The organism is Mycolicibacterium tokaiense (assembly GCF_010725885.1).
In the GTDB taxonomy this organism is placed as follows: domain Bacteria; phylum Actinomycetota; class Actinomycetes; order Mycobacteriales; family Mycobacteriaceae; genus Mycobacterium; species Mycobacterium tokaiense.
In genome coordinates this window covers 2,293,825-2,313,522 of sequence record NZ_AP022600.1, presented here as the reverse complement: position 1 = coordinate 2,313,522, position 19,698 = coordinate 2,293,825, and the positions used below count along the sequence as shown (strand labels likewise).

Here is a 19,698-nt window from a genome sequence, read left to right as displayed (position 1 = left end):
CCCCCGATCGTCAGACCGGGGTCGGTTCCCGCTGCTGCGGCGGTGACGGCCACGGCGACGGCCGCGGGCGCCTGCGCACGTTCTGCGGCCACCAGAACCAGCGGCCCAGCAGGGCCGCGATCGCCGGGGTCATGAACGCACGCACCACCAGGGTGTCGAACAACAGCCCCAGCCCGATGGTGGTTCCCACCTGACCGATCACGGTCAATTCGCTGACGGCCATGGACATCATGGTGAACGCGAACACCAGGCCGGCGGCGGTGGCCACCGAGCCGCTGCCGCCCATGGCGCGGATGATGCCGGTGTTGAGCCCGGCGTGTATCTCCTCTTTGAGACGGGACACGAGCAGCAGGTTGTAGTCCGCACCCACCGCCAGCAGGATGATGACCGACATCGCCAGCACCATCCAGTGCAGCTCGATGCCGAGGATGTGCTGCCACAACAGAACTGACAGGCCGAAGGATGCACCGAGCGACAACACCACCGTGCCGACGATCACCGCCGAGGCGATCACCGCCCGCGTGATGATCAGCATGATGATGAAAATCAGGCAGAGCGAGGAGATCCCGGCGATCAGCAGGTCGTAGGTGTTTCCGTCGGACATGTCTTTGAAGGTGGCCGCCGACCCACCGAGGTAGATGGTCGATCCTTCCAACGGGGTGCCTTTGATGGCCTCCTTGGCAGCCGTCTTGATCGAGTCGATGCGGGCCACGCCCTCCGGTGACAACGGGTCACCGTCGTGGCTGATGATGAACCGCACCGCGTGCCCGTCCGGCGACAGGAACTGCTCGAGACCACGCTGGAAGTCCGGATTGTCGAACGCTTCCTGCGGCAGGTAGAACGAGTCGTCGTTCTTGGCGGCGTTGAACGCGTCGCCCATCTCGGTGCCGTTCTCCGACATGATCTTCTGCTGTTCCTGCATCCCGGACTGGGTCTGGTGCATCGTCAGCATCATGGTCTTCATCGACTTCATCGTGTCGATCATCGACGGCATCAACGCCACCATCTGCGGCATCAACGTGTCCAGGCGCTCCATCTGCGGCATGAGCTGCTGGATGTCCTCGGTCATGATCTGGATGCCGTCGAGGGTGTCGAAAATGGACCGCAACGCCCAGCAGATCGGGATGTCGTAGCAGTGCGGTTCCCAGTAGAAGTAGTTGCGCAGCGGCCGGAAGAAGTCGTCGAACGTGGAGATGTTGTCACGCAGGGTCGCGATGTCGACCACCATGTTCTTCATCTGGCCGACCATCTGGTGGGTGGTGTCGGCCATCTGCTCGGTGATGCTCGACATCTTTTCCATGTTGTCGATGGTGGTCTGCATGTCGTCGGCCTGCTTGAGCATGTTGGCCATCATGTCGTCGGTGTACTTCTGGTTGAGCGTCTGCATGACACCCTGCTGGCTCATCATGAACGGGATCGAGGTGTTCTCGATCGGCTGCCCCTGCGGCCGCGTGATGGCCTGGACGCGGGCGATGCCGTCCACCTGGAAGATGGCCTTCGCGATCTTCTCGATGACCAGGAAGTCTGCCGGGTTGCGCAGGTCCCGATCGCTTTCCACCATCAGCAGTTCGGGGTTCATCCGCGCGTTGTTGAAGTGCCGGTCGGCCGCGGCGTACCCTTCGTTGGCCGGCAGATCCGCAGGCAGGTAGGCGCGGTCGTTGTAGTTGGTCCGATAGCCCGGCAGGGTGAGCAGGCCGACCAGCGCCAGCGCCGTGGCGCCCACCAGGATGGGCCCGGGCCAGCGCACCACCGCGGCACCCACCTTGCGCCACCCGCGAATACGCATGGCGCGCTTGGGTTCGAACAACCCGAAGCGGCTGGCGACCGTGATGATCGCGGTGCCCAGCGTGAGCGCGGAGATGATGCCGACACACATGCCGATGGCCAGCGGGATGCCCATGGTCTGGAAATACGGCAGCCGGGTGAAGCTCAGGCAGAACGTGGCGCCGGCGATGGTCAGACCCGAGCCGGCGACCACGTGCGCCGTGCCGTGGAACATCGTGTAGAACGCGGCTTCCTTGTCCTCGCCCATACTTCGGGCTTCCTGATAGCGGCCGATCAGGAAGATGGCGTAGTCCGTGGAGGCCGCGATGGCCAGCGTGACGAGGAGGTTGGTGGCGAAGCTGGAGAGCCCGATGATCTCGTGATAGCCGAGGAACGCGACGATGCCGCGGGTGGCCGCCAGCGACAGCACCACCATCACCAGCATCAGGATGGTCGTGACGATCGACCGGTAGACCAGCAGCAGCATCACGATGATGACGGTGAAGGTGACAGCCTCGATGAGCCGCAGGCTGCGGTCCGCGGCGATCTGCTGGTCGGCGGCCAGAGCCGCGGGGCCGGTGAGGTAGACCTTCACGCCGTCGGGCGGGGTGATGCTGTTGACGATCGCCTGGGCGGCTTCCACCGACTCGTTTGCCAGCGCTTCGCCCTGGTTGCCGGCGAGTTTGACCTGCACGTAGGCGGCCTTGCCGTCGGGACTCTGCGAGCCCGGCGCGGTCAGCGGGTCGCTCCAGAAGTCCTGCACCGACTGCACGTGCTCCGGGTCTTCGCGGAGCTTGGCGATCATCTCGTCGTAGAACCGGTGCGCGTCGTCGCCGAGGGGCTCCTGCCCCTCCAGCACGATCATCACCGCGCTGTCGGAGGTGCCCTCTTGGAAGAGGTCGCCGACGCGCTTCATCGCGATGACCGACGGCGCCTCGTCCGGGCTCATGGAGACGGCCTGCATCTGCCCGACGGTCTCCAGCTGCGGCACGGTGATGTTCACCAGCGCGATCAGCGCGATCCACACCAGGATGATCGGCACGGCGAGCGCACGGATGGTGCGTGGGATCAGCGGGCGGTGCGGGGGCGCGGCCACCGGGATCTCGTCAGTGGTCGGCTCGTTGATCGGCGAACTCATGCGGACTTCTCGATGCAGAAGGTCTGGGCGCTCACGCCGTCGACGGTCCTTTCCTCTTTGAGCTCACCGTCGACGATGATCCGGCAGGTCAGGCTGCTGCCTGCGCCCTGGGCCACCACCTGGGCCATGGCCGAGGGATTGGTGGTCTCCAGCCGGACCCGCCAGGGCAGGGCCGCACCATCGACGCGCTGCGGCTTGCCCTCCAGATCGAGGTAGTTGACGTTGGCGGTCCCGCCGAGGCCCTCGACCTCGTACTCGACCACCTTGGGTTCGAAGGGCTCAGGGTCGTCGGCGAAGTTGACCGGCGTCACCAGCGGCGGTTCGGACGCGAAGAACCCCCGAATGCGGTGCACCGTGAACCCCGCGATCACCACCACGACGACGATGAGCAGAGGGATCCATGCCCGCCTCAACACCCTGGTCATGCAAACCCGACTTCCGCAGCACTAAGCCTTCTCTAACGATCGGCTTAGATTAGTTCATATAACTAGTGGCCGTCGCCCCCAGTTCGAACGTTCTGCTGTGCGCTGGATCACCGCGCCGGGTCAAGTGGGAGACGGTCCGACACCCAGTCTCACTTAGGTCGATCCAGCACCCGTTCAGGCTCCGTAGACCGGCACCGCGGGTCGCGCCCGGGACAGCAGATCGGCCACCACCGGCCCCAGCTCGGCGGGGTCCCACCGCGCGCCTTTGTCCACCTCGGGCCCGTGTGCCCAGCCTTCGGCCACCCGGATCTTGCCGCCCTCGACCTCGAACACCGCGCCGGTGACGTCACGCGAGTGCGTACTGCCCAGCCACACCACCAGGGGTGAGATGTTCTCCGGGGCCATGGCATCGAAGTCGTCGCCCTGGGTGGCCATCATGTCGGCGAACACCGTCTCGGTCATCCGGGTGCGCGCCGAGGGAGCGATCGCGTTGACGGTCACGCCGTAGCGCGCCATCTCGGCGGCGGCCACCAGCGTCATCCCGGCGATGCCCGCCTTGGCCGCGCTGTAGTTGGCCTGGCCCACGCTGCCCTGCAGGCCGGCGCCCGAGCTGGTGTTGATGATGCGCGCATCCACCGTCTGGCCGGCCTTGGACTGCGCCCGCCAGTAGGCCGCGGCGTGCTTCATGGTGGCGAAGTGCCCCTTGAGATGGACGGCGATGACGGCATCGAACTCGTCTTCGCTGGTGTTGGCGAACATCCGGTCACGCACGATCCCGGCGTTGTTGACCAGGACGTCCAGCCTGCCGAAGGAATCGATCGCCGTCTGGATCAGCCCTTCGGCCTGCGCCCAGTCGGCGACGTTGGCACCGCTGGTGACGGCGTGTCCACCGGCGGCGGTGATCTCGTCCACCACCGCCTGGGCCGCACTGCCACCACCGGCCGGTGATCCGTCGAGGCCGACACCGATGTCGTTGACCACCACCTGAGCACCCTCGGCGGCGAAGGCCAGCGCATGTGCGCGGCCGATACCGCCACCTGCACCGGTCACGATGACCACCCGGCCGTCCAGCAATGACATGGTCGATATCTCCCTCATCTGTTGGCGTTGGAGGCCTCGAGGTACGCCGGCGGCTCTCCGCCACCGTGTACCTCGAGGGTGGCGCCGCTGATGTACGACGCCGCATCTGAGCTGAGAAACGCTGCCGCCCAACCGATGTCGGCGGGTTGGGCCAGCCGGCGCAGCGGGATCGTGGCGGCCACCGCGGCCACCGAGTCGGCGTCACCGTAGAACAACTCGGACTGCTCGGTCTCCACCATGCCGACGATGACGGAGTTGACCCGCACCCTGGGCGCCCACTCGACGGCCAGGGTGCTGGTCAAACTGTCGACACCGGCTTTGGCCGCGCCGTAGGCGGCAGTGCCCGGCGTGGGCCGGCGCGAGCTGACGCTGGAGATGTTCACGATCGAGCCGCCGCCGTCCTGGTTCTGCATCACCGCATTGGCGTGCTGCGAGACCGACAGCGGCGCAAGCAGGTTCAGCTCGATGATCTTGGCGCTGAACCTCGCCGACGCCTCTGCGGCCGCCACGTAGGGCGACCCACCGGCATTGTTCACCACTGCGTCGATGCGCCCGTGGCGCTCCACGATGGCGTCGATCAGCGCCTTGACGGCGCCGTCGTCACGGACGTCGCAGGCGTGGAACTCATACGGCACCCCCTCGACAGCGCGGCGGGCGCAGGTCACCACCGTCGCGCCCTGACCGGCGAACACGGCGCTGATCCCAGCGCCGACCCCGCGAACGCCGCCGGTCACGAGCACGACGCGGCCCTGCAGCCCCAGTTGGATTGCCTTGTCGGCGGCGTCGGTCACTGTGCTAGCGTACCAAGCAAGTGCTTGCTCAGGTATCGCAGGAGTCTGGAATGCCGATTTCGTCCACGACCGTGGAGCCGGGCATCGTCTCGGTCACCGTCGACTATCCGCCGGTCAACGCCATCCCGTCGCGGGGCTGGTTCGAACTGGCGGACACCATCACCGCCGCCGGGCGGGACCCCAGCACGCACGTGGTGATCCTGCGTGCGGAGGGACGCGGCTTCAACGCCGGCGTCGACATCAAGGAGATGCAGAAGACCGCCGGCTTCACCGCCCTCATCGACGCCAATCGCGGTTGCTTCGAGGCGTTTCGCGCCGTCTACGAATGCGCAGTCCCGGTGGTGGCTGCCGTCAACGGCTTCTGCGTGGGCGGCGGAATCGGGTTGGTGGGCAACGCCGACGTCATCGTCGCCTCCGACGACGCGACATTCGGATTGCCCGAAGTCGAGCGGGGTGCGCTGGGTGCGGCGACGCATCTGTCCCGCCTGGTCCCCCAGCACCTGATGCGACGGCTGTTCTTCACCGCCGCCACCGTGGGCGCTGACACCCTGCACCACTTCGGATCCGTGCACGAGGTGGTGCCGCGGGTTGACCTCGACGAAGCCGCCCTGCGGGTGGCCCGCGACATCGCCGCCAAGGACACCCGGGTGATCCGCGCCGCCAAGGAAGCGCTGAACTTCATCGACATCCAACCGGTCAATGCGCGGTACCGCATGGAGCAGGGCTTCACGTTCGAGCTGAACCTGGCCGGGGTGTCCGATGAGCATCGGGACGCCTTCGCCGGGACTTCGAAGAAGGACTCCCGATAATGTCAGACAAGACAACCTCGTTGGATGAAGCCGTCTCGGTCATCAAGAGCGGGATGACCATCGGCATCGGCGGCTGGGGCTCCCGGCGCAAGCCGATGGCGCTGGTGCGGGCACTGCTGCGCACCGACGCCACCGACCTCACGGTGGTCACCTACGGCGGACCCGATCTCGGATTGCTCTGCGCCGCAGGCAAGGTCAAGCGGGTGTACTACGGCTTCGTGTCGCTGGACTCGCCGCCGTTCTACGATCCCTGGTTCGCCAAGGCCCGTACCACCGGCGCCATCGAGGCCCGCGAGATGGACGAGGGCATGTTGCGCTGCGGCCTGCAGGCCGCCGCCCAGCGCTTGCCGTTCCTGCCCATCCGCGCCGGCCTGGGCAGCGACGTGCGCGCGTTCTGGGGGGACGAGCTCAAGACGGTGCGCTCGCCGTACCCCACCGGCGACGGGTTCGAGGAACTGATCGCCATGCCCGCGCTGAACCTGGACGTGGCACTGACCCACCTCAACCTCGGCGACGAACGCGGCAACGCCGCCTACACCGGCATCGATCCCTACTTCGACGACCTCTACCTGATGGCGGCCACCACCCGCCTGATGAGCGTCGAGAAGCTGGTCACCACCGACGAACTGGTGAAAGCCGTTCCACCGCAGGCACTGCTGGTGAACCGGATGATGGTGGACGCCGTGGTCGAGGCGCCGGGCGGAGCGCACTTCACCACCGCCGAACCCGACTACCGCCGCGACGAGAAGTTCCAGCGGCATTACGCCGAGTCCGCCGGTAGCGACGAGACCTGGCAGCAGTTCGTCTCGACCTATCTGTCCGGCAGTGAAGACGACTACCAGGCCGCGGTGCGTGCCTTCAAGGAGGCCCAGGCATGAGCGGCAGCGAACCGACCCGCGCCGAGATCTGCGCCGTCGCCTGCGCCGAGCTGTTCCGCGATGCCGGCGAGATCATGGTCAGCCCGATGGCCACCATGGTGTCGATCGGGGCCCGGCTGGCACGGCTGACCTTCGCCCCCGACATCGTGCTGACCGACGGTGAAGCCCGGATACTGGCGGACACGCCGGCGTTGGGCGCCACCGGCGCCGTCGAGGGCTGGATGCCGTTCGGCCGGGTCTTCGAGACCCTGTCCTGGGGACGCCGCCACGTGGTGATGGGCGCCAACCAGATCGACCGGTACGGCAACCAGAACCTGTCGGCATTCGGGCCGCTACAACACCCCACGCGGCAGATGTTCGGGGTCCGCGGTGCACCGGGCAACACCATCAACCACGCCACCAGCTACTGGGTGGGCAATCACACGTCCCGGGTGTTCGGCGAGTCCGTCGACATCGTCTCCGGAATCGGTTGGGACAAGATCGATCCCGACAACCCGGCATTCCGCTTCGCCAACGTCTACCGGGTGGTGACCAATCTCGGGGTATTCGACTTCTCCGGACCCGAACACCAGATGCGCGCGGTGTCACTGCATCCCGGCGTGGACGCAGCCCAGGTGGCCGAGAACACCGGCTTCGAGGTGCACGGACTGGACAGCGCCGAGACCACCAGGACGCCCACTGCCGAGGAACTCGAGCTCATCTCGACCATCGATCCGAAATCGCTGCGGGACCGGGAGATCAAGTCGTGAGCAGGCTCGTCACCCCCCTGACCGAGCTGGTGGGCATCGAGCATCCCGTGGTGCAGACGGGCATGGGCTGGGTGGCGGGCGCACGGTTGGTGGCAGCCACCTCCAACGCAGGCGGACTGGGGATCCTGGCATCGGCGACCATGACGCTGGCCGAACTGCAGACCGCCGTGACGAAGGTCAAAGCCGCCACCACCAAACCGTTCGGCATCAACATCCGCGCGGACGCGGGGGACGCAGGAGAGCGCGTCGACCTTCTGATCCGCGAGGGCGTCAGGGTCGCCTCCTTCGCCCTGGCCCCCAAACCCGATCTGATCGCCAAACTCAAGGACGCCGGGGTGGTGGTGATCCCGTCGGTCGGTCTGGCCAAGCACGCCAAGAAGGTCGCGGGCTGGGGGGCCGACGCGGTGATCGTGCAGGGCGGCGAGGGTGGCGGCCACACCGGCCCCATCGCGACCACACTGCTGTTGCCGTCGGTCCTCGATGCGGTGGCCGGCACCGGAATGCCGGTGGTGGCCGCAGGCGGTTTCTTCGACGGTCGCGGTCTGGCCGCGGCCCTGTCCTACGGTGCCGCCGGGGTGGCCATGGGCACCCGCTTCCTGCTGACCTCCGACTCGACGGTGCCGGACGCCGTGAAACAGCAGTATCTGTCTGCCGCCCTGGACGGCACGGTGGTGTCCACCCGCGTGGACGGGATGCCGCACCGCGTGCTTCGCACCGGCCTGGTGCAGAAGCTGGAGGGCGGCTCACGGGTGCGTGGTTTCGCCGCCGCGGTCGGCAACGCGGGGAAGTTCAAGAAGATGTCCGGGATGACGTGGAAATCCATGATCACCGACGGCCTGGCCATGCGCCACGGCAAGGATCTCACCTGGTCGCAGGTGGTGATGGCGGCCAACACCCCGATGCTGCTGAAGGCGGGACTGGTCGAGGGCAACACCGACGCCGGCGTCCTGGCCTCGGGTCAGGTGGCCGGCATCCTCGACGATCTGCCCTCGTGCGCAGAATTGATCGACCAGATCGTTCGTGATGCGGTGCAGCAGCTGCAGTCGGCAACCGGGTTCATTCGGCCGTAATCAAGCGTATAGCTTCATTATCTGCGAATGAAGCTAAGATCTTCATATGGTCGATATCAAGCACAGCGCTTCACCGCAGCTGTGCGCGACGCTCATCGGTGACGTGGTGGGTTCCCGCGCCGTTGCCGATCGGCGTCGGCTGCACCGCCTCCTGACCGAGGCGCTGGAACACGGCAGCCCCACGGCCGGCCAACCTCCCGCGCTCACGGTCGGCGACGAGTTCCAGGCCACCTACCCTGACCTGGGCGCCGCCATCGATGCTGCGCTGACGATCCGGCTGGCGCTGGCGCCCACCGTCGACATCCGATTCGGACTCGGCTGGGGGCAGGTCACCATCCTGGACGCCGACTCGGGGATCCAGGACGGACCGGGCTGGTGGGCCGCCCGGGAGGCGATCGGTTGGGTGGCGACAGCGCAGACCCAGCCGGGGCTGGCCCACATCCGCACCGCCTACCGCGCGCAGGCACCGCAGGCGCCCGCCCCGGACGCCGTCAACGCCGCTCTGTGGTGTCGGGACCATCTGCTTGGATCTCTCGATGAACGTTCTCTGCGCATCCTGACGGGGTTGCGGCAGGGCCGATCCAAGAAGGAGCTGGCCGTGGCCGAGGGCATCAGCGCATCAGCGGTGTCCCAGCGTGCCGTCCGGGACGGTCTCGATCTCATTGTTCTTGCCGCACAACACCTTCGGGATCTCCGATGAGCGTCCTGGCGGTGTTCCTGGTGGCCGTGGGCATGACGGACATCTGCCGCACCGCCCTGCCGGCGCACTGGCCGGCCCTGGCGGCGGGCCCGGCGGCGACGGTGGTGTGCGCCGCGCTCGCCGGCCTCTGGCACCTCAGCGACATCGCGCTGCTGCTGATCGTCGCGGCCGCCACGGTCAGCTGGACACTGTGGTGCCGCCGCGCCGAGACCCGCGGCACCGGGCAGGTGGCGCCGCTGCTGCTCTTCGGCGCCGTGGCCGTCGCCCTGCTCCTGATGTCCGGGCTGGCAACCCCGGCGGCGGGCCCACTGGCGCAGTGGTTGCAGTGGGTGGGGCAGCCGGACCTCGAACCCACCCGCGCGCTGATGATCGCCGGGGTCACGCTGGTACAGCTGGCCACCGGCAACCAACTGGTCCGCCTGGTGCTGGGCTCGGTGGGCGCGGTGCGGCCGGGCCCGCTTCCGCAGCCGTCGGACCGGATCAAGGGCGGGCGGCTGCTGGGACCGATGGAACGGCTGCTCATCCTGGGCCTGGGCCTGGGCGGGCAGCTGGCCGCGGCGTCGGTCGTGGTGGCGGCCAAGAGCATCATCCGGTTCCCCGAACTCAACGCCGCACACAAGGACACCGGCGGCCCCGGGATCGACGAGGTCACCGAGTACTTCCTGGTCGGCAGCTTCGCCAGCTGGCTGCTCGCCATGGCCGGGCTGGCCCTCGTCCTGCCCTGAGTTCGGCCGATACCGGCTGCTGAGATGCCGAATTTTCCTACACTCACGGCCCATGAAGATGAATGCGGCGGTTCTGTGGGATGTGCACGGCGACTGGAGCATCGAGGAGATGGATCTCGACCCGCCGCAAGCCGGTGAGGTCCTAGTGTCGTTCGAGGCCACCGGTCTCTGCCACTCCGACCACCACGCGCGCACCGGCGACTTCCCGGCGCCGTTTCCCATCGTGGGCGGACACGAGGGAGCCGGCATCGTCGTCGAGGTCGGCCCCGGCGTCCGCGACCTCAAGCCCGGCGACCACGTGGTGGCCTCGTTCCTGCCGGCCTGCGGCAAGTGCCGGTGGTGCGCCAGCGGCCACCAGAACCTGTGCGACCTGGGGGCACTGCTGCTGTCCGGCACCCAACTGGACGGGACCTACCGCAGGCACATCGGGACGCAGGACATCGGGGTATCGCTGCTGCTGGGCACCTTCGCCCAGTACGGCGTGGTCTCGGACGCCTCCCTGGTCAAGATCGATGACGACCTGCCACTGTCGCGGGCCTGCCTGCTGGGCTGCGGCATCACCACCGGCTGGGGGTCGGCGGTCAACACCGCCAAGGTGGCCCCCGGCGACACCGTGGTGGTGATCGGCTGCGGCGGGGTGGGCAGCGGGGCCATCCAGGGTGCCCGGATCGCCGGTGCCGAGCGGATCGTCGCGGTGGACCTGGTGGCCGAAAAGCGGGACAAGGTACTCGAATTGGGCGCGACGGACTTCGTCACGTCGCTGGAGGAAGCCACCGCGCTGGTGGCCGAGACCACCCGCGGCGTGATGGCCGACGCCGCCATCATCACCGTCGGACTGGTCGAGGGTGCGATGATCGGCCAGGCCCTCGACGCAGTACGCAAGGGCGGGGCGGTGGTGCTCACCGGCATCGCCGCCGCAGCCGACGTCACCCCCACGCTTCCCATGGCGATGTTCACGCTGTTCCAGAAGCGCCTGCTGGGAAGCCTGTACGGCGAGGCGAACCCGCGCTCGGACATCCCCCGGCTACTGCGGTTGTTCCGCGAGGGCAAGCTGCTGCTCGATGAAGCGGTCACCACCGAGTACAAGCTCGGTGACGTCAACGTGGCCTTCGACGACATGCTGGCCGGACGCAACATCCGCGGCGTCATCATTCACGACCATTGACCTGGGTCAGAGGCGCTCGATGATGGTGACGTTGGCGGTGCCGCCACCCTCGCACATCGTCTGCAGGCCGTAGCGACCGCCGGTGCGCTCCAGCGTGTTCAGCATGGTGGTGAACAACTTGGCTCCGGTGGCCCCGAGCGGATGACCGAGCGCGATCGCACCGCCGCTGGGGTTCACTTTTGCCGGGTCGGCCTTCAGTTCCTTGAGCCAGGCCATCACCACGGGAGCGAAGGCCTCGTTGATCTCCACCGTGTCGATGTCGTCCATCGAGAGCCCGGTCTTCTCCAGCGCGTACCGTGTCGCGGGGATCGGCCCGGTGAGCATGAAGACGGGATCGGCACCGCGAGCGCTGATGTGGTGAATGCGGGCGCGCGGCCTCAGTTTATGGTCCTTGACGGCCTGCTCGGACGCCAGCAACACCGCGCTGGCACCGTCGGAGATCTGGCTGGCCATCGCGGCGGTCAACCGACCCCCCTCGACCAGGGTCTTGAGCCCGGCCATCTTCTCCAGCGAGGATTCGCGGGGACCTTCGTCCATGCTGAATCCGTCGACGCTGATGATCTCGTTGTCGAAGTGCCCGCCCCGGATGGCGGCGAAGGCCCGCTCATGGCTGGTCAGCGCGTAACGCTCCATCTCCTCGCGGGAGAGTTCCCATTTCTCGGCGATCAGCTCCGAACCGCGGAACTGGGAGATCTCCTGGTCGCCGTAGCGATGTAGCCAGCTCTTGGATTCGTTGGTGGGAGTGGTGAACCCGTACTGCTGGCCCGCGGTCATGGCCGAGGAGATGGGGATCTGGCTCATGTTCTGCATGCCGCCGGCCACGATCAGGTCCGCGGTGCCGGACATGATCGCCTGGGCGCCGAAGGAGATGGCCTGCTGACTGGAGCCGCACTGGCGGTCGACGGTCACTCCCGGAACCTCTTCGGGGTACCCGGCCGCCAGCCAGGACAGGCGGGCGATGTTGCCGGCCTGACCACCGATGGCGTCGACACAGCCGGCGATCACATCGTCGACCGCGCCGGGATCGACGTCGACTCGGTCGAACAGGCCTCGCCAGGCAGCCGCACCCAGATCCACGGGATGCACGCCGGCCAGCGATCCGTTGCGCTTGCCGACCGCGGTCCGCACGGCTTCGACGACGTACGCCTCGGGCATAGGAGCTCCTCTAGTGTCTGTCGGCGGTGATTCCGCCGAGAACAATCGAAAGATATTGGGTGCCAACCTGTTCGGCGGTGAGTCCGCGGTCAGGCTGATACCAGCGCACCGACACCCAGGTGGTGTCGCGGATAAAGCGATACACCAGGTCGACGTCGATGTCCGCGCGGAAGCAGCCCTGGTCGATGCCCTGATTCAGGACGTCCACCCACATCTTGCGCTGCTCGCGGTTGCGTGCCTCCAGATAGGCGAACCGCGGCTGCCCGGACAGGCGCTTGGCCTCGTCCTGGTAGATGACCACCTGGGCGTGACGGTGCTCGATGGCCTCGAAGGACGCCATGAACAGGCCCTTGAGCCGTTCCAGTGGATCCGCTTCGGTGTCGATGACGTGCTGGTAGCGCTCGAAGAGCCAGTCGAGGAAGGTGCGCAACACCTCGTCGACCATCTCTTCCTTGGACTTGAAATGGTGATAGAGACTTCCGGAGAGGATCCCGGCGGCGTCGGCGATGTCGCGGACGGTGGTGGCCCGCAGCCCGCGCTCGGCCATCATCGTCGCGGCGAGCGCCAGCAGCTCGTCACGGCGGGTCGGCGCGGCAGTGTCCATCACGTCAGAGTACCAACCAAGCACTTGCTTGGCGAACTGTCAGGCGCGCTGACTCGACACGGAGATCACTTCCCCGGTGAGATAACTGGAGTAGTCGCTGGCCAGGAAGGCGATGGTGGCGGCGATCTCCCACGGCTCGGCGGCCCGACCGAACGCCTCGTCGGACGACAACCGGTCCAGCAGATCAGCTGAGCTGGTCTTCTCCAGGAACTTGTGCCGGGCGATGCTCGGCGAGACGGCATTGATGCGCACCCCGAATTCGACCGCCTCGATGGCACTGCACCGCGTCAGCGCCATCACGCCGGCCTTGGCCGCGGCGTAGTGGGCCTGGGAGTGCTGGGCCCGCCAGCCGAGCACGCTGGCGTTGTTGACGATGACGCCGCCGTGGCCGGCACCGCGGAAGTACCGCAGCGCCGCGCGGGTGGCCCGCATGACCGAGGTCAGGGTGACGTCGAGGACGCGGTCCCACTCGTCGTCGGTCATGTCGACCACCGGGGTCTGCCCGCCCAGTCCGGCGTTGTTCACCAACACATCCAGGCGTCCCGCGGTCGCCACCGTTTCGGTGATCAGGGCGTCCACCGCCGCCGTCGATGTCACGTCGCACACCACAGCGTCGACCTTGCCGAGCCCCAGGGCAGCCAACTCGTCGCGCGTCTGCCCGAGCCGGCGTTCGTGATAGTCGGAGACCACCACGTCGGCGCCCTCGGCGAGCGCGCGGCGCGCGGTCGCCGACCCGATGCCGGTGCCGGCAGCCGCGGTGACCAGCACGACCTTGCCACGTAACAATCCGTGGCCGTCGATCTCCTTCGGCGCCTCCGCCAGACTCATCCCTTGACCTCCCTGGGCAGTCCGAGCACCCGCTCGGCGATGATGTTGCGCTGGATCTCGTTGGACCCGCCGTAGATGGTGTCGGCGCGGGAGAACAAGTACAACCGCTGCCACTCGCTGAACTCGCCGCCGTCGAGGGTGAGCCCGGAGGCGCCCACGACGTCCATGGCCAGCTCGCCCAGGCCGCGATGCCAGGTGGCCCACAACAACTTCGAGATGTTGTCCTGACCGGGCTTCTCCACGTCCATGGTGGCCAGCGCGTAGGACCGCATGGCCCGCAATCCCACCCAGGCGCGGGTGAGCCGCTCCCGGATCGCCGGATCATCGACGGTGCCGTTGCGCCGGGCCAGTTCCACCAGACCGGAAAGCTCACGCGCGTAACGGATCTGCTGACCCAGGGTGGACACACCCCGCTCGAAGGTCAGCGTGCCCATCGCCACCCGCCAGCCGTCCCCCGGCTGCCCCACCACCAGATCGGCATCGGTGCGGGCCCCGGTGAAGAACACTTCGTTGAACTCCGAGTCGCCGGTGAGCTGGATGATCGGGCGGATCTCGACCCCCGGCTGGTCCAGCGGGACCAGTAGATACGACAACCCGGCGTGCCGCTTGGAGCCCTTCTCGGTACGCGCCACCACGAAGCACCACTGCGCCCAGTGCGCCAGCGACGTCCACACCTTCTGGCCGTTGAGCACCCAGCTGTCACCGTCGAGTTCCGCGGTGGTCGACACGTTGGCCAGGTCGCTGCCCGCACCCGGTTCGGAATACCCCTGCGACCACAGCTCGGTGACATCGAGGATGCGCGGCAGGAAACGCTGCTGCTGCTCGGGTGTGCCGAACGCGATCAGGGTGGGCCCCAGCAGTTCCTCGCCGAGGTGGTTCACCTTGTCCGGAGCATCGGCGCGGGCGTACTCCTCGTAGAACGCGACCCGGTGCGCCACCGACAATCCGCGCCCACCGTGCTCCACCGGCCACCCGAGACAGGTCAGGCCGGCCTTGGCCAGGTGCTGATTCCAGGCCCGCCGCTCTTCGAACGCCTCGTGTTCTCTGCCCGGGCCGCCGAGGCCTTTGAGCTCCGCGAATTCGCCGACCAAATTGTCGGCCAGCCACTCGCGGACCTCCGCCCGGAACTTCTGGACCTCCTCCATCCCTGTAGGCTAACCTACCAAGCACTTGCTTTGTTACAGGAGCCTTTGATGACCGTCGCGCAGACGACACCTGCGGTGTTGGACCGGATCGCACGCGAATTGCCCGAGCACCAAGCGCTGGTCACCGCCGAGAAGACACTGACGTACGCCCAGCTGCGCGCCGAGGTGCGCCGGGCCGCGGCGGCCATGATCGACCTCGGGGTGGCTGCCGGCGACCGGGTGGCCATCTGGTCCCCCAACACCTGGCACTGGGTGGTGGCCTGCCTGGCCACGCACTACGCCGGTGCCATCGTGGTCCCGCTGAACACCCGCTACACCGCGGGCGAGGCCACCGACATCCTGGCCCGCACCCAGGCGCCGCTGCTGATCGCGATGGGGACGTTCCTGGGCACCGACCGGGTGGCCGACCTCGACCGCGCCGCGCTGCCGGCACTACGGCACATCGTGCGTGTGCCGCTGGACACCGACGACGGCACCTGGGACCAATTCGTGTCCAGGGGAACCGATCTGGATGCTGTAGACGCACGCGCCACGGCGGTGACACCCGACGACATCTCCGACATCCTGTTCACCTCGGGAACCACAGGGCGCAGCAAGGGGGTGCTGTGTGCGCACCGGCAGTCGCTCTCGGCGCCGGCGGCGTGGGCGGCCTGCGGCGAGATGACCAGTGCCGACCGCTACCTGTGCATCAACCCGTTCTTCCACAACTTCGGCTTCAAGGCCGGCATCCTGGCGTGCCTGCAGACCGGGGCCACTCTGATCCCGATGCTCACCTTCGACCCCGAGAAGACGATGGCCGCCGTGGCCGAGCACCGTGCCACCGTGCTGCCCGGCCCACCCACCATCTACCAGGTGCTGCTCGACCATCCCCGGCGCGCCGACTACGACCTGTCGTCGCTGCGATTCGCGGTCACCGGAGCCGCGGTGGTGCCGGTGGTGCTGATCGAGCGAATGCAGTCCGAACTGGACATCGACATCGTGCTGACCGCCTACGGGCTGACCGAAGCCAGCGGCTTCGGCACGATGTGCCGCGCCGACGACGACGCGGTGACGGTGGCCACCACCTGCGGGCGTCCCATCGCGAACTTCGAACTGCGCATCGACTCCCCCGACCCCGGCGAGCCGGGCGAGGTGCTGCTGCGCGGACCCAACGTGATGCTGGGTTACCTCGACGATGCCGAGGCCAGCGCCGCTGCCATCGACGCCGACGGGTGGCTGCACACCGGCGATATCGGAACCGTGGACGCCGCAGGCAATCTCAGCATCACCGACCGGCTCAAGGATATGTACATCTGCGGCGGTTTCAACGTCTATCCCGCCGAGGTCGAACAGGTGCTCGCGCGCCTGGACGGGGTGGCCGAGGCCGCGGTCATCGGCGTGCCGGACGACCGACTGGGCGAGGTGGGCAAGGCGTTCGTGGTCGCCAAACCCGGGGCCACCCTCGACGAGGACGCTGTCATCACCTACACCAAGGCCCACCTGGCGAACTTCAAGACCCCCCGTTCGGTCGAGTTTCTCGACGTACTGCCCCGCAACCCCGGGGGCAAGGTGGTCAAACCCCTGCTGAGAGAAAGAGCCTGATGGATCTGCACTTCGACGAGGACACCGAGACCTTCCGCGCGGAGGTCCGGCAGTTCCTGGCCGACCACACCGACGACTTCCCCTCCGAGTCCTACGACACCGCAGAGGGTTTCCAGCAGCACCGGCGCTGGGACAAGATCCTCTTCGATGCGGGTCTGTCGGTGATCACCTGGCCGGTGGAGTACGGCGGCCGTGATGCCAGCCTGCTGCAGTGGGTGGTCTACGAGGAGGAGTACTTCCGCGCCGGCGCCCCCGGGCGGGCCAGCGCCAACGGCACGTCGATGCTGGCGCCCACCCTCTTCGCCCACGGCACCGCCGAACAACGCGACCGCATCCTGCCGAAAATGGCCAGCGGTGAACAGATCTGGGCTCAAGCCTGGTCGGAACCGGAATCCGGCAGCGATCTGGCCTCACTGCGGTCCACCGCCACCAGGACCGAGGGTGGCTGGACGCTCAACGGGCAGAAGATCTGGAGTTCGCGCGCGGTGTTCGGCGAGCGCGCCTTCGGGCTGTTCCGCTCCGATCCGCAGGCCCAGCGCCACAAGGGTCTGACCTATGTCATGTTCGACCTCGACGCACCGGGTGTCACGGTGCGGCCCATCGCTCAACTCGGTGGCGACACCGGGTTCGGGGAGATCTTCCTCGATGACGTCTTCGTGCCCGACGAGGATGTGATCGGCGAGCCGCACCAGGGCTGGAAAGCAGCCATGAGCACCTCCAGCAACGAACGCGGGATGTCGCTGCGCAGCCCGGCCCGGTTCCTGGCGCCCGCCGAGAAGCTGGTGGCGCAGTGGAAACAGAATCCGTTGCCGGAGTTCACCGATCGGGTGGCCGACGCCTGGATCAAGGCGCAGGCCTACCGACTGCACACCTTCGGTACGGTCACCAGGGTGGCCGGCGGCGGCGAGCTGGGCGCCGAATCGTCGGTGACGAAGGTCTTCTGGTCGGAACTGGATGTCGACATCCACCAGGCCGCGCTGGACCTGCGCGGCGCTGACGGCGAATTGGCCGACGCCTGGACCGATGGCTACCTGTTCTCCCTCGGCGGTCCGATCTACGCCGGTACCAATGAAATTCAGCGCAACATCATCGCCGAGCGGCTGTTGGGTCTGCCGCGGGAGAGTCAGGGGCAGGCCAAGTGAACTTCGAGATCGACGAGGATCAGCGCGATTTCGCCAAGAGCATCGATGCCGCGCTGGGTGCCGCCGACCTGCCGGCCGCGGTGCGGGCCTGGTCGGCAGGCGACACCGGACCGGGTCGCAAAATCTGGGCCACGCTGACCGACCTCGGTGTCACCGCGCTGACGGTGCCGGAGGACCAGGACGGCATCGGCGCCCACCCAGTGGACCTGATGGTCGCGCTGGAGCGCCTGGGCCGGTGGTGTGTTCCCGGCCCGGTGGCCGAATCCATCGCTGTGGCACCGGTTCTGCTGGCCGGCGATGAGCGCGCCGCCGCGCTGGCCGCCGGTGAGCTGATCGCCACGGTGGCGGTACCCGGGGTGCAGCCGCGCGCGGTCGACACCGGTGTCGCGGGGCTGATCCTGTGCGCCGAGGGCACCGAGGTGCGTGAGGGCATCGCCGGTGCGCAGCGCCGCTCCGTCGACCTCAGCCGGACGCTGACCGAGGTGACCCCCACCGGCGACCCGTGGACCGCCGACGTCGGGCGTGCGGTCGAGTTCGGAGCGCTGGCCACTGCGGCGCTGCTGGTGGGTGCCGGGCAGGCCATGCTGGACTCTTCGGTCGATTACGCCAAGCAACGGAGCCAGTTCGGCCGGGTGATCGGCAGCTACCAGGCGATCAAGCACAAGCTCGCCGACGTCCACATCGCGCTGGAGCTGGCGCGCCCACTGGTGTACGGAGCCGCGCTGTCCCTGGCCGAGGACTCTCCGGACATCAAGCGCGACATCAGTGCCGCCAAGGTGGCGGCCTCGGACGCCGCGCTGCTGGCCGCGCGTTCGGCGCTGCAGACCCACGGCGCCATCGGCTTCACCTCCGAGCACGACCTGTCCCTGTGGCTGCTGCGGGTGCAGGCCCTGCGCTCGGCCTGGGGCGACCCGGCCGCACACCGTCGACGGCTGTTGGAGGCCATAAGTGTCTGAAGAACGCGCGCTCCTGATCCAGACCGTCCGGGATCTGGTGGGCAAACATGCTGCACCCGAGGCAGTTCGGGCCGCGATGGACTCCGATGCCGGTTATGACACCAAGCTGTGGCAGCTACTCTGCGAACAGGTCGGGGTGGCGGCGCTGCTGGTGCCCGAGGAACTCGGTGGCGCCGGCGGCGAACTCGGTGACGCGGCGGCCGCGCTGGCCGAACTGGGTCGCCACCTGGTGCCCACGCCGCTGTTCGGCACACTGCTGGCCGAGTGGGCGCTGCTGTCGGCCGAGGACCCCGATGCGCAGACACTGGAGGCACTGGCCGCGGGCGAGGCCACCGGTGCGGTGGTGTTCGCCCCCGGGCACGTGGTGGGCGGCGCGGGCGCCGACGTGGTGATCGCCGTGCAGGACGGTCAGCTGGTGCGCCTGACGGAGTTCACCGCCCGTCCACTGACCACGATGGACCCGACCCGCCGGGTGGCCCGCGTCGAGGCAGGCGTGGCCACGCCGCTGGGCGCCGACCCGGGATTGGCCGACGTCGCCGCGCTGCTGCTGGCCGCTGAGGCGGTGGCAGCCGCGGACCGGGCACTGGAGCTCACGGTCGCCTACTCGAAGGGACGTGTGCAGTTCGGCAGACCCATCGGCAGCTTCCAGGCGCTCAAACACCGGATGGCCGATCTCTACGTCACGGTGCAGACCGCAGCAGCCGTGGTCGACGAGGCCATCGCGACCTACACAGAACAGCCGGCGTCCCCGGTGGCGGAACTGGCCTTCGTCGTCGCCAGTGAAGCGTTCACCGAGACGGCGGCCGACGCCATCCAGATCCACGGTGGTATCGCCATCACCGCCGAGCACGACATCCAGCTGTATTTCAAACGCGCACACGGCACCTCGCAACTGCTGGGTCCGGTGCGTGAGCACCTGCGCAGGTTGGAGACCGAGGCGCTCTCGATGGATGTCGAGGAGCCCGTACTCTGAGGCGGTGAAGACCGCGCTGC

19 protein-coding genes are annotated in these 19,698 nt (G+C 67.8%); 11 read left to right on the top strand and 8 right to left on the bottom strand.

The annotated features are described in order from the left end of the window. Nucleotides 1-10: 10 nt before the first annotated feature. The 4 genes from G6N58_RS11120 to G6N58_RS11105 all read right to left on the bottom strand — a co-directional run bounded on the left by G6N58_RS11120 (nt 11) and on the right by G6N58_RS11105 (nt 5,234). Entirely contained in the window at nt 11-2,902 is a 2,892-nt protein-coding gene (locus G6N58_RS11120; protein ID WP_115278665.1) for an MMPL/RND family transporter, read from the bottom strand. Then, nucleotides 2,899-3,327: an MmpS family transport accessory protein gene (locus G6N58_RS11115; protein WP_068914788.1), complete on the bottom strand. Its 429-nt coding sequence runs from the start codon at nt 3,325-3,327 to the stop codon at nt 2,899-2,901. Before G6N58_RS11115 ends, G6N58_RS11120 begins: the two co-directional genes overlap by 4 nt. A gap of 174 nt (nt 3,328-3,501) precedes the next feature. Then, complete coding sequence (locus G6N58_RS11110) at nt 3,502-4,407, bottom strand: SDR family oxidoreductase (protein WP_068914787.1); 906 nt, start codon at nt 4,405-4,407, stop codon at nt 3,502-3,504. A gap of 14 nt (nt 4,408-4,421) precedes the next feature. After that, nucleotides 4,422-5,234: an SDR family oxidoreductase gene (locus tag G6N58_RS11105; protein ID WP_172545080.1), complete on the bottom strand. Its 813-nt coding sequence runs from the start codon at nt 5,232-5,234 to the stop codon at nt 4,422-4,424. Nucleotides 5,235-5,248: 14 nt separating this feature from the next. Between G6N58_RS11105 and echA20 the strand changes: the two genes are divergently transcribed. Genes echA20 through G6N58_RS11070 form a run of 7 tightly spaced genes read left to right on the top strand, consistent with a single transcriptional unit; the run spans nt 5,249 to nt 11,294 of the window. Beyond that, nucleotides 5,249-6,007 carry a (7aS)-7a-methyl-1,5-dioxo-2,3,5,6,7,7a-hexahydro-1H-indene-carboxyl-CoA hydrolase gene (gene echA20, locus G6N58_RS11100; protein WP_115278667.1) on the top strand — a complete coding sequence of 253 codons (759 nt, stop codon included), beginning with the start codon at nt 5,249-5,251 and terminating at the stop codon, nt 6,005-6,007. Further along, a complete protein-coding gene (gene ipdA / locus G6N58_RS11095; protein ID WP_115278668.1) occupies nt 6,007-6,885 on the top strand; it encodes a cholesterol ring-cleaving hydrolase subunit IpdA in 879 nt (292 codons plus the stop codon). The genes echA20 and ipdA overlap by 1 nt, the downstream gene beginning before the upstream one ends. Then, nucleotides 6,882-7,634 carry a cholesterol ring-cleaving hydrolase subunit IpdB gene (ipdB, locus tag G6N58_RS11090; protein WP_115278669.1) on the top strand — a complete coding sequence of 251 codons (753 nt, stop codon included), beginning with the start codon at nt 6,882-6,884 and terminating at the stop codon, nt 7,632-7,634. The genes ipdA and ipdB overlap by 4 nt, the downstream gene beginning before the upstream one ends. Next, entirely contained in the window at nt 7,631-8,704 is a 1,074-nt protein-coding gene (ipdC, locus tag G6N58_RS11085; protein ID WP_115278670.1) for a (3aS,4S,5R,7aS)-5-hydroxy-7a-methyl-1-oxo-octahydro-1H-indene-4-carboxyl-CoA dehydrogenase, read from the top strand. Before ipdB ends, ipdC begins: the two co-directional genes overlap by 4 nt. Nucleotides 8,705-8,750: 46 nt before the next feature. Continuing rightward, nucleotides 8,751-9,404 carry a SatD family protein gene (locus G6N58_RS11080; RefSeq protein WP_115278671.1) on the top strand — a complete coding sequence of 218 codons (654 nt, stop codon included), beginning with the start codon at nt 8,751-8,753 and terminating at the stop codon, nt 9,402-9,404. After that, complete coding sequence (locus tag G6N58_RS11075) at nt 9,401-10,129, top strand: hypothetical protein (RefSeq protein ID WP_115278672.1); 729 nt, start codon at nt 9,401-9,403, stop codon at nt 10,127-10,129. The genes G6N58_RS11080 and G6N58_RS11075 overlap by 4 nt, the downstream gene beginning before the upstream one ends. A 52-nt stretch (nt 10,130-10,181) precedes the next feature. Continuing rightward, on the top strand, nt 10,182-11,294 hold the full coding sequence (locus tag G6N58_RS11070; protein WP_115278673.1) for an NDMA-dependent alcohol dehydrogenase: 1,113 nt from the start codon (nt 10,182-10,184) through the stop codon (nt 11,292-11,294). Nucleotides 11,295-11,300: 6 nt separating this feature from the next. Here the strand turns inward: G6N58_RS11070 and fadA6 are convergent, their stop codons facing one another. Genes fadA6 through ipdE1 form a run of 4 tightly spaced genes read right to left on the bottom strand, consistent with a single transcriptional unit; the run spans nt 11,301 to nt 15,026 of the window. Continuing rightward, nucleotides 11,301-12,449, bottom strand: a complete 1,149-nt coding sequence (fadA6, locus tag G6N58_RS11065; RefSeq protein ID WP_115278674.1) for a steroid 3-ketoacyl-CoA thiolase FadA6 — start codon at nt 12,447-12,449, stop codon at nt 11,301-11,303. Nucleotides 12,450-12,459: 10 nt separating this feature from the next. After that, complete coding sequence (kstR2, locus tag G6N58_RS11060) at nt 12,460-13,053, bottom strand: TetR family transcriptional regulator KstR2 (protein WP_115278675.1); 594 nt, start codon at nt 13,051-13,053, stop codon at nt 12,460-12,462. A gap of 39 nt (nt 13,054-13,092) precedes the next feature. Further along, a complete protein-coding gene (gene ipdF, locus G6N58_RS11055; protein WP_115278676.1) occupies nt 13,093-13,881 on the bottom strand; it encodes a (5R,7aS)-5-hydroxy-7a-methyl-1-oxo-2,3,5,6,7,7a-hexahydro-1H-indene-carboxyl-CoA reductase in 789 nt (262 codons plus the stop codon). After that, nucleotides 13,878-15,026, bottom strand: coding sequence for an acyl-CoA dehydrogenase IpdE1 (ipdE1, locus tag G6N58_RS11050; protein WP_068914776.1), 1,149 nt, complete (start codon nt 15,024-15,026; stop codon nt 13,878-13,880). Before ipdE1 ends, ipdF begins: the two co-directional genes overlap by 4 nt. Before the next feature lie 48 nt (nt 15,027-15,074). Here ipdE1 and fadD3 point away from each other — a divergent pair, with 48 nt between their 5' ends. From fadD3 to ipdE2, 4 genes are read left to right on the top strand one after another with little or no spacing between them, the layout of a single operon-like run. Further along, entirely contained in the window at nt 15,075-16,607 is a 1,533-nt protein-coding gene (gene fadD3, locus G6N58_RS11045) for a 3-((3aS,4S,7aS)-7a-methyl-1,5-dioxo-octahydro-1H-inden-4-yl)propanoate--CoA ligase FadD3 (RefSeq protein ID WP_115278677.1), read from the top strand. Next, entirely contained in the window at nt 16,607-17,749 is a 1,143-nt protein-coding gene (locus tag G6N58_RS11040) for an acyl-CoA dehydrogenase family protein (protein WP_115278678.1), read from the top strand. The genes fadD3 and G6N58_RS11040 overlap by 1 nt, the downstream gene beginning before the upstream one ends. Beyond that, entirely contained in the window at nt 17,746-18,705 is a 960-nt protein-coding gene (locus tag G6N58_RS11035; RefSeq protein WP_115278679.1) for an acyl-CoA dehydrogenase family protein, read from the top strand. Before G6N58_RS11040 ends, G6N58_RS11035 begins: the two co-directional genes overlap by 4 nt. Beyond that, a complete protein-coding gene (gene ipdE2 / locus G6N58_RS11030; protein WP_115278680.1) occupies nt 18,698-19,678 on the top strand; it encodes an acyl-CoA dehydrogenase IpdE2 in 981 nt (326 codons plus the stop codon). Before G6N58_RS11035 ends, ipdE2 begins: the two co-directional genes overlap by 8 nt. Nucleotides 19,679-19,698 lie beyond the last annotated feature (20 nt).